14 protein-coding genes are annotated in these 14,255 nt (G+C 68.5%); 9 read left to right on the top strand and 5 right to left on the bottom strand.

All coding sequences use genetic code 11. The features are described 5' to 3' along the window. Positions 1 to 7: 7 nt before the first annotated feature. The 5 genes from ACSQ9I_RS32100 to ACSQ9I_RS32120 form a co-directional block, all read right to left on the bottom strand. Entirely contained in the window at positions 8 to 2,164 is a 2,157-nt protein-coding gene (locus tag ACSQ9I_RS32100) for a TonB-dependent siderophore receptor (RefSeq protein WP_436316094.1), read from the bottom strand. Between the two features lie 138 nt (positions 2,165 to 2,302). Continuing rightward, complete coding sequence (locus tag ACSQ9I_RS32105; RefSeq protein WP_436295100.1) at positions 2,303 to 2,662, bottom strand: DUF2946 family protein; 360 nt, start codon at positions 2,660 to 2,662, stop codon at positions 2,303 to 2,305. A gap of 80 nt (positions 2,663 to 2,742) precedes the next feature. Beyond that, on the bottom strand, positions 2,743 to 3,906 hold the full coding sequence (locus ACSQ9I_RS32110; protein ID WP_436316095.1) for an aminotransferase class V-fold PLP-dependent enzyme: 1,164 nt from the start codon (positions 3,904 to 3,906) through the stop codon (positions 2,743 to 2,745). A gap of 4 nt (positions 3,907 to 3,910) precedes the next feature. Then, positions 3,911 to 4,846, bottom strand: a complete 936-nt coding sequence (locus ACSQ9I_RS32115) for a 2-hydroxyacid dehydrogenase (RefSeq protein WP_436317090.1) — start codon at positions 4,844 to 4,846, stop codon at positions 3,911 to 3,913. Between the two features lie 5 nt (positions 4,847 to 4,851). Next, complete coding sequence (locus ACSQ9I_RS32120) at positions 4,852 to 5,730, bottom strand: GNAT family N-acetyltransferase (protein ID WP_436316096.1); 879 nt, start codon at positions 5,728 to 5,730, stop codon at positions 4,852 to 4,854. A 190-nt stretch (positions 5,731 to 5,920) separates the two neighbouring features. On the opposite strand from ACSQ9I_RS32120, the gene ACSQ9I_RS32125 reads away from it, so the two are divergent. The 9 genes from ACSQ9I_RS32125 (at position 5,921) to ACSQ9I_RS32165 (ending at position 14,253) form a co-directional block, all read left to right on the top strand. Next, positions 5,921 to 6,124, top strand: coding sequence for a hypothetical protein (locus ACSQ9I_RS32125; protein ID WP_436295096.1), 204 nt, complete (start codon positions 5,921 to 5,923; stop codon positions 6,122 to 6,124). 51 nt (positions 6,125 to 6,175) lie between these two features. Continuing rightward, positions 6,176 to 6,307 carry an aldehyde dehydrogenase family protein gene (locus ACSQ9I_RS32130; RefSeq protein WP_436295095.1) on the top strand — a complete coding sequence of 44 codons (132 nt, stop codon included), beginning with the start codon at positions 6,176 to 6,178 and terminating at the stop codon, positions 6,305 to 6,307. Positions 6,308 to 6,467: 160 nt separating this feature from the next. Beyond that, on the top strand, positions 6,468 to 6,824 hold the full coding sequence (locus tag ACSQ9I_RS32135) for a cupin domain-containing protein (RefSeq protein ID WP_436295094.1): 357 nt from the start codon (positions 6,468 to 6,470) through the stop codon (positions 6,822 to 6,824). 237 nt (positions 6,825 to 7,061) lie between these two features. Then, a complete protein-coding gene (locus ACSQ9I_RS32140) occupies positions 7,062 to 7,727 on the top strand; it encodes a haloacid dehalogenase type II (RefSeq protein WP_436316097.1) in 666 nt (221 codons plus the stop codon). A 22-nt stretch (positions 7,728 to 7,749) separates the two neighbouring features. Continuing rightward, the gene (locus ACSQ9I_RS32145) at positions 7,750 to 9,042 is read left to right on the top strand and encodes an NAD(P)/FAD-dependent oxidoreductase (protein ID WP_436316098.1); all 1,293 of its coding nucleotides are present in this window, start codon (positions 7,750 to 7,752) and stop codon (positions 9,040 to 9,042) included. A 38-nt stretch (positions 9,043 to 9,080) separates the two neighbouring features. Continuing rightward, positions 9,081 to 10,706 carry an ABC transporter substrate-binding protein gene (locus ACSQ9I_RS32150; protein ID WP_436316099.1) on the top strand — a complete coding sequence of 542 codons (1,626 nt, stop codon included), beginning with the start codon at positions 9,081 to 9,083 and terminating at the stop codon, positions 10,704 to 10,706. Between the two features lie 40 nt (positions 10,707 to 10,746). Further along, positions 10,747 to 11,703: an ABC transporter permease gene (locus tag ACSQ9I_RS32155; RefSeq protein ID WP_436295090.1), complete on the top strand. Its 957-nt coding sequence runs from the start codon at positions 10,747 to 10,749 to the stop codon at positions 11,701 to 11,703. Between the two features lie 52 nt (positions 11,704 to 11,755). Further along, complete coding sequence (locus tag ACSQ9I_RS32160; RefSeq protein ID WP_436306342.1) at positions 11,756 to 12,625, top strand: ABC transporter permease; 870 nt, start codon at positions 11,756 to 11,758, stop codon at positions 12,623 to 12,625. After that, complete coding sequence (locus tag ACSQ9I_RS32165; RefSeq protein ID WP_436316100.1) at positions 12,625 to 14,253, top strand: ABC transporter ATP-binding protein; 1,629 nt, start codon at positions 12,625 to 12,627, stop codon at positions 14,251 to 14,253. The genes ACSQ9I_RS32160 and ACSQ9I_RS32165 overlap by 1 nt, the downstream gene beginning before the upstream one ends. Positions 14,254 to 14,255 lie beyond the last annotated feature (2 nt).

Below are 14,255 nucleotides of genomic sequence, written 5' to 3' on the forward strand. Positions count from 1 at the left end.
CTCGCGTTCAGAACTTGGCTTGCAAGCCGATGGTGATGGTGCGCGCCGTGCCCGGCGTCACCCAGAGGCGGCTGTAAGAGCTGCTGTAGTAGGTGGTGTCGAACAGGTTGTCGACGTCCAGCGTCGCGCGCAGGCTGGGGTTGATGCGCCAGTAGGCGACCAGCTTGGCGGTGGTGTAGCTCGGCAGATCGAAGGCGGGCGTCGCGGCATCGGCTTCGGCCTGCGTGCGGGCCTGGCCCAGGCGCTTGCCCACGTGCGTGACCCCGCCGCCGATGCCATAGCGTTGCCCGTTGGCAAGCGCGTTCTCGTAGACCGCGAGCAAGCTGCCGTTGACACGGGGGACGTTGAGCAGGCGGCCGCCGACCTCCAGCGTGTTGTCCTTCGCGATCTCCACGTCGTTGAGCACCAGGCTGGCATTGAGGCGCCAGTTCGTCGTCAGCTGGCCCGCGAAGTCGAATTCGAGGCCGCGGCTGCGGATCTCGCCGGCGGCCATCGAGTAGCCGGTGTTGACGGGGTCGGCAGTCAGCACGTTGCGCTTGCGGATGTCGAACAGCGCGGCGGTCGCACCCATGCGCTTGTCCGCGCTTTCCCACTTGGTGCCGAGCTCGAGAGCGCGGCCGGTTTCCGGCTCGAAGCCCTGGGCCGCGAAGTCGGAACCCACGTTGGGGCGGAACGAGAGGCCGGCGTTCGCGTAGACGGTCCATTGCGGCGCCGGCAGCCAGGCGAAGCCGATGCGCGGCGAGGTCGACGACGGATCCTGGCGGGCGGTGGTGCCGGTGATGCGGTTCTCGAGCGACTGGCGGTAGTTGTCCACGCGCGCGCCGGCGACCAGGCGCCATTCGGGCGCGAGCTTGATCGCGTCCTGCACGTAGAGCGCGGTGTTGCGCTGGTGTTCCAGCGTGTCGGTGTTGCGCCCCGGCACCGGTTGGGCTTGGCCATAGACCGGGTTGTAGATGTTGATTGCATAGGGCCGAGCCGTCGTCGGATTGGCCCGCAGCATGAGCGAGTCCATGCTGAAGCGGAAGCTCTCCAGGCCGAACAGCAGCTCGTGCTCGATGGCGCCGGTCTTCACGTTGCCCTGCAGCTCGGCCTGCAAGGCGATGTCGTCCGAGTCGAAGTCGCGGAAGCGCCGCTGGCGCGTGAGCGTCGCGTTGTCGGCGCGCAGGGCCGTCGCCTCGGTCGAGAAGCCGTTCACCGAGGTCTCGCGGTAGGACAGGCCCAGCCGGCTGCGCCAAGTGGCATTCCATTCGTGCGACAGGATGAGCTGATGGGTCTGGCTCTCCACCGTCACGTTGCCGTCGGCGGGCTCGCCCAGGAAGCGGCTGCGCGGAATGGCGCCCAGGCGGTTGTCGACCGCGACCACGCCGCGGTCCAGCGGCGTGGCGTGCCGCAGGAACTCCCCCGAATACTCCAGCACAGTGTCGCGGCCGAGCTTCCACGTGAAAGCCGGCGCGATCACGCCTCGCTCGGCGCTCACGTGGTCGCGGAAGCTGTCGCGGTCTTCCACTGCGACGTTGAGCCGGTAGGCGAAGTTCTCGCCGATCGGGCCGGTGCTGTCGAACGCGCCGCGCTTGAGGCCGTAGCTGCCGAGATAGCCTTCAACGGAATGGGCCGCCTTCCAGAGCGGCCGCTTGGACACGATGTTGAGCGTTCCGCCAGGCTCGCTGCTGCCGTAGAGAGCGGCCGCCGTCCCTTTGAGGAACTCGATGCGTTCGACGCCTGCCAGATCGCGCGGGGCGTTGAAGCCGCGGTTCGAGGAGAAGCCGTTCAGCAGCGTCGCCATGCCGGTGTTCTCGTTGCCCGGCAGGCCGCGGATGGCGATGTTGTCCCAGAGGCCGCCGAAATTGTTCTGGCGCGAGACGCCGCCGACGTAGTCGAGCACGTCGTCGAGCTTGGTCGCGCCGAGATCGTCGATGGCCTGGCGCGTGACGATGCGTACCGACTGGGGCAGCTCGCGTAGCGGCAAGTCGGTCTTGGCGCCGGCCGCTTCGTCGGCGTGGTAGGCGCCTGACTCGGTGCGGCCGACCACTTCGACCGTGGACAGCTGGGCGGCCTCAGGGCCGGCTCCGGAAGACTGGGCGATCGCAGGGTGGGTGAACAATGCTGCGACCGCGAGGGCGAGAGGAAAGGGCGCACTCGCCCCAGGGCGTTGAATGGAAATCATGAGGAGACTCGGCAAGGCAAAAAGGGGGGCGCAGCGGCGAGCCCGGCAAGGGCCGGACACGCGCCGCCCGTGGCGCGTGACTTCACGCCGGGCGACGGGACTGCGGAGCGAGCGAAGGCACCGCCACAACGGCGGACTTCAGGAGACGGCGTGAGGCGGGTCGCGCGAGGCGAAGGGCCAACGGCCGGGGCTGGGGACGAATGTCCCCGGTGCATGCGGCCGCGGAAGGCCGGCTTGCGCGGTCAATGCATGCACGGCCGGCAATGATGTGGATGCGATGCCCAGATGCGCATAGGCGAGGCACCACGCGCACACGCCATGAGCCTCGTTGCCATGCTCCGAGGCATCGGCGTCTTCGTCCGCCAGCTGGGCCGACAGTGTCGTCACCGCAGCCGCGGTCTGCTGCAGATGCTCTGCTTCGTGCGCAGGCATGCCGATGACCGTGTTGAAGAACACGGCCAGCAACAGCAGTCGGATCAGTAGGTGGCGCAGAAGCATGGCAGGGGCTTGGGGCCGGAATCATACTGTTGGGACCCGGATTCCTCTGCGGCGAGAAAGCGCCTGCGTCTGATGCCGTGCTAGCCGAGCACGCGGTCCAGCGCCTCCACGAAGCGCTGCAGCTCGGATTTCCGGGTGTAGACATGCGGCGAGACTCGCAAGCCCTCGATCGGCCCTATGCGGCGGTACTTCACGTGCACCTGGTGCCCTTCGCGCAGCTCCCGCTCGACATGCCTCATGTCGACGCCGGCAATCGAGAACAGGCTGACCGCTGCGAGCCGCTCGTCGTCGACCGGCGTGTGCAGCCTGAACCCTCGAATGCCGCTGGCCAGTCCGACCCAATAGCGGGTCAACTCGCGCAAGCGAGCGTGCATGGCATGGACACCTATTTCGCGATGCATCTCGATGGCGGGGGCGATGCCCGCCTGCAGGGCGGAGTTGTAGGTCCCCAGGTTCCAGTGGTCGAATTTGTCGATGCGATCCGGCGCGTCTTCGAACGGCGCCATCAAAGGCCAAGTGGACGCAATGCGGTCGCGGCGCGCGATCAGCATGCCGTTGCCAACGGGAGCACCCAGCCACTTGTGGAGGCTGGTGACGAAGAAGTCGCAGCCGAGCGTTCGGAAGCTGACGGGCATTTGCGCGAAGGTCTGCGCACCGTCGACCAAGGACACCACGCCACTTTCGCGCGCCAGCCCACACAGGCGCTCGGCGGGCAGCACACGCCCCGTCCAATGCAGCATGTGCGTCAGCTGCATCACGCGCGTTCGCGGCGTCAACGCATTCGAGTAGGCGCTCACGATGGCGTCGTCATCGGCGAGCGGATCGAAGCGCGCGGTCACGACCCGGATACCTTCCCGTGCGGCGCGCTGCCGCCAGCCGCCGAGGGCACTCGGGTAGTCCCACTCGGAGACCACCACTTCGTCGCCAGCTTGCAGGGGCACGCCGAAGATGACCGTGCTGAGTCCCTCCGTCGAGTTCCGGTTGAGCGCGATCTCGGCCGGATCGCAATCGACCAAGGCAGCCAGCGCGTCCTTGATCGAAGGCAGATTCGCATCGAGCCGGGTCCACATGTTGACGTCCGGGTTGCGGCTGACCAGGCGAAGGGCCTCGATCGCCGCCTGCTCGACGGCTCGTGGTGGCGGGCTGACGGCCGCGTTGTTCAGGTTGAGCAGCGGTTCCTGCGCCGGATAGCACGCGCGCACCTGCTCCCAGCGCTGCTCGTTGTCGCGTTGAGCTTCCTGCATCTCCTCAGTACCCCCGCGCGCGATCGACCAGGCCGAGCATCGGTTCGCCGTCCTCGAAGCGGCGCAGGTTGTCCAGCACCACCTCGGCCGCGCTCAAGGGCTGGGTCACGCTCGCGATGTGCGGTGTGAGCTGGATGTTCGGATGGCGCCAGAAGGCATGCGCCGGCGGCAGCGGCTCGGGGTCGGTCACGTCGAGCACGGCATCGCCGATCTGGCCGCTGGCCAATGCGGCCAGCAGGTCTGCGTCGATCAGCTGCGGCCCACGGCCGACGTGTACCAGCCCTGCGCCCGAAGGCAGCATCGAGAACAGTCGCGCATCGAGAAAGCCGCGCGTCGACTCGGTCAACGGCAGCAGGCACACGAGGATGTCGGTGCGCGCGAGAAAGGCCGGCAGCTCATCGGCGCCGGCATGGCATTCCACGCCCTCGAGCGCATGCCGCGAGCGGCTCCATCCTGCGCAATCGAAGCCCAGGCCGACAAGCTGCGCCAGCACCGCCTGGCCGAGCGAGCCGAGCCCGAGCACGCCGACGCGCCGTTCGCCCGCGGGTCGCACCGGCAACGGGCGCCACTGGCCCTCCTGCTGCTGGCGCCGGTAGCGCGGCATGTCGCGATGCAGGCCGAGCGCCGCGTGCGTCACGTACTCGACCATGCCCTGCACGATGCCGGGCTCGACCATGCGCACCACCGGCAAGTCCGGCGGCAGCGCCGCGAAGTCGAACTGGTCGACACCGGCGCCGGAAGAGAACAGCACCTCCAGGTTAGGGAAGCGCTCGGCCAGATTCGGCGGCGGCTCCCAGGCCGCTAGGAAACGCACTTGCGCCGGGTCGCCGATGTCGGGCCAGATGCGGAAGTCGATCCCGGGCGCGCGGCGCCCGAACACCTCGGCCCACTGGCGGCCGCGCACCGGGTCTGACTTGTAGAGAAAGGTGGCCGTGCCCATCGCCATCAACCGACGGCTTGGGTCACGATCGCGAACAGCGCCGGCCCGCCCGGCGGCGTGGCAAGCGGCGCACCGCGCACCATCGTCGTCGGCGCGTCCACGCGCAAGAGGCCGATGCTCTCGAGCCATTCGGCCAACCCGCTCGCGAAGTCGATGTCGATGCGCGTGAAGTGGCCGGCGTTCAGGCCGGCGAGATGCGCGATCAGCGCTTTCGCGCCTTCGGCATCGGGCGCCACCACCGGACCGATCGCGTGCCCGCGCCCGAAGCGCCGCAGCATCGCAAAGCCGCGCGGCGCGTTGTCGTGGTCGAGCACCACGCAGGCGTCGGACGCGGCCAGCAGATCGGCGATCAGCGCATCCCGCGGCATGCCGCGCGCCGCCGCGTCGAGCGCCTGCAGCGATGCCGCCTCGCTCTGGCCGGCGGGCCGCAGGCGCCAGCCCGTGGGCAGCGCGACCAGCGGCGCCGGCTGGGCCACGCCCTGGTGCTGCCGCAGCTCGCCAGTGCGCACAAAGCCCAGGCGCTCGTAAAGACCTCGCCCGTCGGCGGTCGCATGCAGCAGCACCGTGTGCGCGTCCAGGCCTTCGAGCAGCGCGCTCATGAGCCGGTGGCCGAGGCGGCGACCCTGGCAGGCCGGCGCCACGATCACGAGGCCGATGGTGGCGTGACGCTCGCCCCAGCGCCAGCGCAGCGCGGTGGCGACGAGCTCGCCGTCGCGCTCGGCAACGATGCCCTCGGCATGCGCGAAGACCTGCGCGCAGTCCGCGGGGCGGTGCGGCCAGCGCAGCTCGGCAGTCAACGCGTGCGCGACCGGCAGGTCGGCAGCGGTCATCGGTCTCAGCACCACGCCGTCGAGAGCGGGTGCGTTCAGTGTCTGGGCGGGCATCGGCAGGTCTTCGTGCGAGCAATAGGACAGCTCATCTTGGACGACATCCGCGCCTTTCGCCAGACCGAATTCGCGCTCTTTCGCAACTCGCAAGCTTCGCCTGCAAAGCGCGCCTGTTTTGCAATTCGCTGCGGCGGAGGGCCTGCTTACGCATACAAATGCTGAGTCAATCTCCCTAGGATCGATCGCCATGCAAAGCTTCGACCCGGACTTGAACATGCTTGATTTCGATCCCAACAGGACCTCCTTTCCGAACGGACACTTCATCGGGGGTGTGCTGGTCGATGGCGATGGCGATGGCGAGGGTGAGGTGCTGGAGGTTCGTTGCCCGTCCGATGGGATGGTCTACGCCGAGGGCCGATCGCTGCTGCAGTCATCGTCGACCGCGCGGTGAGCAACGCGCAAGTCGCATTCCAGACTTCGTATCGGGCGACGGGAGCGCCTCGTGCACGCGCCTAAATACTCGGCGGTGAGCCCTACGGTCGTTGCGACCGTCGCACCCTGGAACTTCCCGATCACGCAGGCCGTCACCAAGATCGGCCCGGCATTGGCGGCAGGCAACGACTTCTCCAACTGATCGCGGCAGTCTCACGCATTGCCCGCGCAAAGCAGATTGCGCTTTGCCGGCAGCCAATCGCGCATTTGTCACCGTTTTCGGCATCGGCTTCGGCACCCACGCGGGGACACCCAAACATAGCATCAGGGTCGTGTTCCACCCTCCTGAGAGTCCACTCTTCATGTCAAAAAATCTGCTCATCAACTTCAACTTCGACCAGCTCGGAGAACCTCGCGAATACCGGCCGCCGGCCGAACGCGTCATCGAAGGCGACATCGTGTGCCGCAACTGGGACGTCGACAGCGCCAAGGACGACAAGGTGCGTGCTGGCGTGTGGGAGTCGACACCCGGCGTCAACCGCTCCATCAAGGGCGAGACCTGGGAGTTCTGCCTGATCCTGTCCGGCGTGGTCGAGCTCACCGAGGACGGACAGCCCCCAGTGACCTACAAGGCCGGGGACTGCTTCATCATGAAGCCCGGCTACACCGGCACCTGGCGCACCCTGGAGACTGTGCGCAAGGTGTGGATCATGGCCTGAGCATGGCGCAGCCGCTGCCGCTTCAAGAGCGTGCCCATCGCCTGCGCAGCAACGCACCGAGGTGCGTCGCTGCACACGCGAGGGGCAGACCGCACGGCATGCCGCCGCACCCCCTCCAAACCGCAGCTTTCGTGCGCCGGGCGCCCCATTTCCCTACAACCCGAGCGCTTGTGCGTGCTGCAATCGCTTCGTCATGAGTTCGTCGCATTTACATCTCTCATCCAAGGAACAGAGACCATGAGCATCCGTCCCAAGTACATCACCTTCGATTGCTACGGCACCCTCACGCGCTTTCGCATGGGCGAACTTACGCGCGACATCTTTGCTGACCGCATTCCGGCCGAGCGCATGGAGCAGTTCATCGCCGACTTCACGGCCTACCGCTTCGACGAGGTGCTGGGCGACTGGCAGCCCTACGAGGTGGTGCTGAAGAACGCGGTGCGCCGGCTTTGCAAGAAGTGGAAGATCCAGTACTTCGACCACGAAGCGCAGAAGTACTACGACGCGGTGCCGACCTGGACTCCTCATGAGGACGTGCCCGCCGGTCTGGCCAAGATCGCCAAGGAGATCCCGCTGGTGATCCTGTCGAACGCCTCGGACAGCCAGATCCAGAAGAACGTGGCCATGCTCGGCGCGCCCTTTCACCGCGTCTACACCGCGCAGCAGGCCCAGGCCTACAAGCCGCGCCTGCAGGCCTTCGAGTACATGCTCGACTCGCTGGGCTGCAACCCCGAAGACGTGCTGCACGTGTCCTCCAGCCTGCGCTACGACCTGATGTCGGCGGACGACCTCGGCATCGTCAACAAGGTCTTCGTCAACCGCGGCCACGGCCCGGGCAATCCGGCCTACCGCTATGTCGAGATCAAGGACATCGGCGGCCTGCCGGGCGTGGTCGGCCTCTGAAATTCTGCAAGTGCACCACGCAATGAAGCTCGACTCCTACTGGACCGATTCGGCGCCCGCCTTCGCCCCGCGCTCGTGCGAGCTGCCGGCGCAGGTGGATGTCGCGATCGTCGGAGGCGGCTTCACCGGCCTGTCGGCGGCGCTGGCGCTGGCCAAGCGCGGCGCCACGGTGGCGGTGCTGGAGGCCGGCGAGCGCGTGGCGGCCGAAGCCTCGGGCCGCAACGGCGGGCATGTCAACAACGGGCTGGCGGTGGACTACGCCGATGTCGCCGCCAAGGTCGGCGTCGAGCGGGCCCGTGCCTGGTACCGCGCCTACGACGATGCGGTGGACACGGTGGCGCGGCTGGTGCGCGACGAAGACATCGATTGCGACTTCCTGCGAAACGGCAAGCTCAAGCTTGCGACGCGGCCGAACCAGATGGCGGCGCTCGAACGCAGCGCCGAGCGCCTCATCGCCGACGGCGTGGACAGCGAGGTCGAGATCCTCGACGCGGCGCGCGTGCACGCCGAAGTGCAGAGCGAGCGCTTCCACGGCGGCCTGCTCTACAAGCGCAGCGGCCAGATGCACATGGGCCGCTTCGCTCACGGCCTGGCGGCAGCGGCCGAGCGCCACGGTGCGCAGATCCACACCGGCACCGCCGTGCGCCGCCTCGAACGGCTGGGTCCCGGCCATGCGCACCGGCTGCACACGGAGCGCGGCACCGTCAGCGCCCAGCAGGTGCTGCTGGCCACCGGTGCCACGCGCCACGGCGGCTACGGCAGCTTCGGCTGGCTGCGTCGCCGCATCGTGCCGATCGGCAGTTTCATCGTCGTCACCGAGCCGCTCGGCGCCGACCGCGCGCAGGCCCTGCTCTCGGCCCGGCGCACCTACGTCACGGTGGCCAACATCCACCACTACTTCCGGCTCACCGCCGACCACCGGCTGGTGTTCGGCGGGCGTGCGCGCTTCGGGGTCTCCAGCCCGCAGACGGATGCCGCGAGCGGCGAGATCCTGCGCGCGGGCCTGGCCGAGACCTTTCCGCAGCTCGGCGCCGTGCGGCTCGACTACTGCTGGGGCGGCCTGGTCGACATGACGCAGGACCGCCTGCCCCACGCCGGCGAGCGCAACGGCCTCTACTACGCCATGGGCTACAGCGGCCACGGCACGCAGATGTCGGTCCACATGGGCGAGCGCATGGCGGCCGTGATGGGCGGCGACGCGCTCGCCAACCCCTGGCAGGGCCGCGACTGGCCCGCCATTCCCGGCCACTTCGGCCCGCCGTGGTTCCTGCCGGCGATCGGCCTCTACTACACGCTCAAGGACAGGTTGGCCTGAGCGCCCTTCTTCATCGACAACCAGAGGAGTACCCCACCATGAGCGACAGCAGCAGCAACAAGAGCTTCGACAACCTCGTCGGTCCCGGCGAAAGCCTTCGCGTGATGGAGTCGCTCAAGCGCGGCGCCTCGCGGCGCGACATCCTCACGATGCTGATGGCCGGCGGTATGCAGGCCACGCTGGCCGGCGGCATCGCGGGCGCGGCGATGTCCGCGCATGCGCAGACGCCCAGGAAGGGCGGGCGCATCCGCGTGGCCGGCGCGACCGCCGCCGCCACCGACACGCTCGACCCCGCCAAGCAGTCGAACCAGACCGACTACTCGCGCGGCAACATGATCTACAACGGCCTGACCTCGCTGGACGGCAGCCTGACGCCGCAGCCCGCGCTGGCCGAATCGTTCACGACCAAGGACGCGAAGACCTGGGTCTTCACCTTGCGCAAGGGCGTGAGCTTCCACGACGGCAAGGCGCTCTCGCCGGCCGATGTGGTGTTCTCGATCATGCGCCACAAGGACCCGGCCACCGCATCCAAGGCCAAGGTGCTCGCCGACCAGATCGAGAGCGCCAAGGCCACCGGCCCGAACGAGGTGACCTTCGTGCTGAGCGCGCCGAACGCCGACCTGCCGGTGATCCTGGGCACCTTCCACTTCCACATCGTCAAGGAGGGCACCACCGACTTCAATGCCGGCATCGGCACCGGGCCCTACAAGCTCAAGGAGTTCAAGCCCGGCGTGCGTTCGCTGATGGTGCGCAACGACGCCTACTGGAAGCCCGGCAAGCCCTACCTCGACGAGATCGAGTTCGTGGGCATCGGCGACGAGAGCGCGCGTGTCAATGCGCTCTTGTCCGGCGGCATGGACCTGGTGGGCTCGGTCAATCCGCGCTCGGTGGAGCGCGTGAAGGGTACGCCCGGCTTCGGGATCTTCGTCACCCAGTCCGGCCAGTACTCCGACCTCGTGATGCGCAAGGACGTGGGCCCCGGTGCCAACCCGGACTTCGTGCTCGGGATGAAGCACCTCTTCGACCGCGAGCAGATGAAGAAGACCATCGCGCTCGACTATGCGGTGGTCGCCAACGACCAGCCGATCGACCCGACCAACCGCTTCCACTTCGCCGGCCTGCCGCAGCGCCCCTTCGACCTCGACAAGGCGAAGTTCCACCTGCAGAAGTCGGGCGTCACCGGCAAGGTGCCGATGGTGGCATCGCCAGCCGCGCTCTACTCGGTGGAGATGGCCTTGTTGCTGCAGCAGACGGCGCAGCGCGCGGGGTTGGAGATCGACATCAAGCGCATGCCGGCCGACGGCTACTGGTCGAACCACTGGCTCAACAGCCATGTGGGCTTCGGCAACGTCAACCCGCGCCCGAGCGCCGACGTGCTGCTGACGCAGTTCTTCCAGTCGGGCGCGGCCTGGAACGAGTCGCGCTGGAAGAGCGAGAAGTTCGACCAGCTGCTCTTGGCTTCGCGCGCCGAGACCGACCTGGCCAAGCGCAAGCAGATGTACGCCGACATGCAGACCATGATCCACCAGGACGCCGGCATCGGCATCCCGCTGTTCCTCGCCAGCATCGACGGCCACACGTCCAAGCTCAAGGGCCTGTCGCCCATCCCTCTGGGCGGCCTGATGGGCTACAACTTCGCCGAGAACGTATGGCTGGAGGCATGACGCCTCCCCAGCCGTTCGCCTCGCCCCACGGAGCACCGAGATGAACCATGTAATCCTGAAGCTTCTTGCCCAGCGCATCGCGCTGGCGCTGCTGTCGTTGCTGGCGGTGTCGGTGATCGTCTTCTCGATCACCGCGGTGCTGCCCGGCGATGCCGCGCAGGAACAGCTCGGCCAGGACGCCACGCCCGAGGCGGTCGCCGCGCTGCGCGCGCAGATGGGCCTGGACGTGCCGGCGCCCCAACGCTACGCGAAGTGGCTTCTCGGTATGGTGACGGGCGACCCCGGCCGCTCGGCCACGACGCAGATGCCGGTGGCCGAGCTGGTCGCCAGCCGGCTGCCGAATTCGCTGCTGCTCGCGGCGGTGACGGCCCTGTTCTCGGTGCCGATCGCGCTCGCGCTCGGCATCGCCTCGGCGGTCTGGCGCGGCTCCTGGTTCGACCGCGCCGCCTCGACGACGGCGGTGGGCGTGGTGTCGGTGCCGGAGTTCCTGGTCGCAACCCTCGCGGTGCTGGTCTTCGCGGTCCAGCTGCGCTGGCTGCCGGCGCTCTCCTTCGTCAACGACATCGAGTCGCTGGGCCAGTTGCTGCGCGCCTTCGCGATGCCGGTGCTGGTGCTGTGCTGCGTGATCGTGGCGCAGATGATGCGCATGACGCGCGCCGCGGTCATCGACCAGCTCGAGGCGCCCTACATCGAGATGGTGCGGCTCAAGGGCGCCTCGCCGATGCGCATGGTGCTGGCGCATGCGCTGCCCAACGCGGTAGGGCCGATCGCCAACGCCGTGGCGCTGAGCCTGTCGTACCTGCTGGGCGGCGTGATCATCGTCGAGACCATCTTCAACTACCCGGGCATCGCCAAGCTGATGGTCGACGGCGTGTCGCAGCGCGACATGCCGCTGGTGCAGACCTGCGCCATGATCTTCTGCTGCGCCTACCTGATCCTGGTGACGACGGCCGACATCTGCGGCATCCTCGCCAACCCGCGGCTGCGGCACCGTTGAGGCCAGTTCCATGGAAACCTCCACCTCCACCTCCACCTCGGCCGTGAACGCCATGGCTTCCGTCGCGGCCCCGCCACCCGAGCGTCGAAGCAACCCGCTGCGCCGGCTCGGCGGCTTCGGCCCCTCCGGCCTGCTTGGCCTCGCGGTGCTGCTGTTCTGGCTGCTCGCAGCGCTGCTCGGCCCCTGGCTGCTCTCGCACAGCACGGCGGCCATGGGCACCTCGAACGTCTTCGCGCCGATCAGCGCGAAGCACTGGCTGGGCACCGACTACCTGGGCCGCGACATGCTGGCACTCATCATCGAGGGGGCGCGCTACACGATCGGCGTCGCGCTGTTTGCCACGCTGCTGGCCAGCGGCACCGGCACCACGCTGGCGCTGCTGGCCGCCGCCAGCGGCCGCTGGATCGACGCGGTGCTCAGCCGCGGCCTGGACACGCTGACCGCGATCCCGAGCAAGATGTTCGCGCTCATCATGGTGGCGGGCTTCGGCTCCTCGGTGCCGATGCTGGTGGTCACGGCGGGCATCATCTACGTGCCGGGCGCCTACCGCATGGCGCGCTCGCTGGCCGTCAACATCAATGCGCTCGACTACGTGACCGTGGCGCGCACGCGCGGCGAAGGCACGCTCTACATCATGCTGCGCGAGATCCTGCCCAACATCGTCGGGCCGATGCTGGCCGACCTGGGCCTGCGCTTCGTCTACGTCGTGCTGCTGCTGGCGAGCCTGAGCTTCCTCGGCCTGGGCATCCAGCCGCCGGCGGCCGACTGGGGTTCGCTGGTGCGCGAGAACATCGGCGCGCTGGCCATGGGCGGCGCCTCGGTGATCGTGCCGGCGCTGGCCATCGCGAGCCTGACCATCGCGGTCAACCTCGTCATCGACAACCTGCCGGGGCGCACCGCCCGCGAAAGAGGAGCACGCTGATGGGCGCACCACTCACCGTCCAGGGCCTCAGCATCTGCGCCGGCGCGAACACGCTGGTCGATGCCTTGAGCTTCTCCGTGCAGCCCGGCGAGGTGCTGGCGCTGATCGGCGAGTCGGGCTCCGGCAAGACCACCACCGCGCTGGCGCTGATGGGCTATGCGCGCCACGGCTGCCGCATCTCGGCCGGCCGCGTGCAGATCGGCAACACCGACGTGCTGGCGCTCGATGCGCCGCAGCAGCGCGCGCTGCGCGGCCGCACCGTCTCCTACATCGCGCAGAGCGCGGCCGCCTCCTTCAATCCCTCGCGCACGATCATGGACCAGGTGGTCGAGCCGACCGTCATCCACGGCCTGTGCAAGCGGGCCGAGGCCGAGGCGAAGGCGGTGCAGCTCTTCCGCGAGCTGGCGCTGCCCGATCCGGAAACCATCGGCGCGCGCTACCCGCACCAGGTCTCCGGCGGCCAGTTGCAGCGGCTGATGGCCGCGATGGCGCTGATCGGCGACCCCGAGCTCGTGATCCTCGACGAGCCGACCACCGCGCTCGACGTGACGACTCAGATCGAGGTGCTGCGCGCCTTCCGCCGCGTGGTGCGCGAGCGCCGCGCCACTGCGGTGTACGTGAGCCACGATCTCGCCGTGGTGGCGCAGATGGCCGACCACATCCTGGTGCTGCGCGACGGAAAAATGCGTGAGCTGAACGCGACCGGGCAGATCCTCTCGGCACCGGTGGACGACTACACGAAGTGCCTGCTGGCCGCCGCCCGGCCGGCAACGCGCGAATCGGGCAAGGCAGCCAACGACGATCCCGAGCTGCTGCTCCATGTACAGCAGCTCTCGGCCGGCTACGGCCCGGTGGATGCGCAGGGGCGTCCGGCCAAGCCGATCCTGCAGGACATCGATCTGAAGCTCCACCGCGGCCAGGCGATCGGCGTGATCGGCGAGTCGGGCTCGGGCAAGACCACGCTGGCGCGGGCCGTGGCCGGCCTCTTGAAGCCCAGCCACGGCAGCGTGCTGTTTCGCGGCCGCGAGCTCAAGCCGACGCTGCAGCAGCGCGACCGCGACGAGCTGCGCCGCATCCAGATCGTGTTCCAGATGGCCGATACGGCGCTGAATCCCTCGCAGACCATCGAGCGCATCCTGGCGCGCCCGCTCGAGTTCTACAAGGGCCTGCGCGGCGAGCCGCTGAAACGCCGCATCCGCGAACTGCTCGATCTCGTGAAGCTGCCGCACTCGGTGGCCGCTCGCCTGCCGGGCGGCCTCTCGGGTGGGCAGAAGCAGCGCGTGAACCTCGCGCGCGCGCTCGCGGCCGATCCCGACCTCATCCTCTGCGATGAGGTGACCTCCGCGCTCGACACCGTGGTCGCCGCGGCGGTGCTGGACCTGATGGCGGAGCTCCGGCGCGAGCTCGGCGTCTCCTATCTCTTCATCAGCCACGACCTGCACACGGTGCGCGCGGTGTGCGACGAGATCGTCGTGATGCAGCACGGCCGCAAGCTCGCGCAGGTGGCGCGCTGCGACTACGAGCGCGGGCCGCACCACCCCTACTACGAACTACTCGCCCGTTCGGTGCCCGAGCTGCGCCAGGGCTGGCTCGACGACATGGACCGCAAGGCCGCGGCAGCATCATGAGG

It is taken from the genome of Variovorax sp. LjRoot84 (assembly GCF_964254305.1).
Taxonomy (GTDB): Bacteria; Pseudomonadota; Gammaproteobacteria; order Burkholderiales; family Burkholderiaceae_C; genus Variovorax.

Bases quoted from the DNA above. Each gene is read 5' to 3' on its own strand.
- ACSQ9I_RS32100 (WP_436316094.1), bottom strand. From the start codon at position 2,164: ATGATTTCCATTCAACGCCCTGGGGCGAGTGCGCCCTTTCCTCTCGCC.
- ACSQ9I_RS32105 (WP_436295100.1), bottom strand. From the start codon at position 2,662: ATGCTTCTGCGCCACCTACTGATCCGACTGCTGTTGCTGGCCGTGTTC.
- ACSQ9I_RS32110 (WP_436316095.1), bottom strand. From the start codon at position 3,906: ATGCAGGAAGCTCAACGCGACAACGAGCAGCGCTGGGAGCAGGTGCGC.
- ACSQ9I_RS32115 (WP_436317090.1), bottom strand. From the start codon at position 4,846: ATGGGCACGGCCACCTTTCTCTACAAGTCAGACCCGGTGCGCGGCCGC.
- ACSQ9I_RS32120 (WP_436316096.1), bottom strand. From the start codon at position 5,730: ATGCCCGCCCAGACACTGAACGCACCCGCTCTCGACGGCGTGGTGCTG.
- ACSQ9I_RS32125 (WP_436295096.1), top strand. From the start codon at position 5,921: ATGCAAAGCTTCGACCCGGACTTGAACATGCTTGATTTCGATCCCAAC.
- ACSQ9I_RS32135 (WP_436295094.1), top strand. From the start codon at position 6,468: ATGTCAAAAAATCTGCTCATCAACTTCAACTTCGACCAGCTCGGAGAA.
- ACSQ9I_RS32140 (WP_436316097.1), top strand. From the start codon at position 7,062: ATGAGCATCCGTCCCAAGTACATCACCTTCGATTGCTACGGCACCCTC.
- ACSQ9I_RS32145 (WP_436316098.1), top strand. From the start codon at position 7,750: ATGAAGCTCGACTCCTACTGGACCGATTCGGCGCCCGCCTTCGCCCCG.
- ACSQ9I_RS32150 (WP_436316099.1), top strand. From the start codon at position 9,081: ATGAGCGACAGCAGCAGCAACAAGAGCTTCGACAACCTCGTCGGTCCC.
- ACSQ9I_RS32155 (WP_436295090.1), top strand. From the start codon at position 10,747: ATGAACCATGTAATCCTGAAGCTTCTTGCCCAGCGCATCGCGCTGGCG.
- ACSQ9I_RS32160 (WP_436306342.1), top strand. From the start codon at position 11,756: ATGGCTTCCGTCGCGGCCCCGCCACCCGAGCGTCGAAGCAACCCGCTG.
- ACSQ9I_RS32165 (WP_436316100.1), top strand. From the start codon at position 12,625: ATGGGCGCACCACTCACCGTCCAGGGCCTCAGCATCTGCGCCGGCGCG.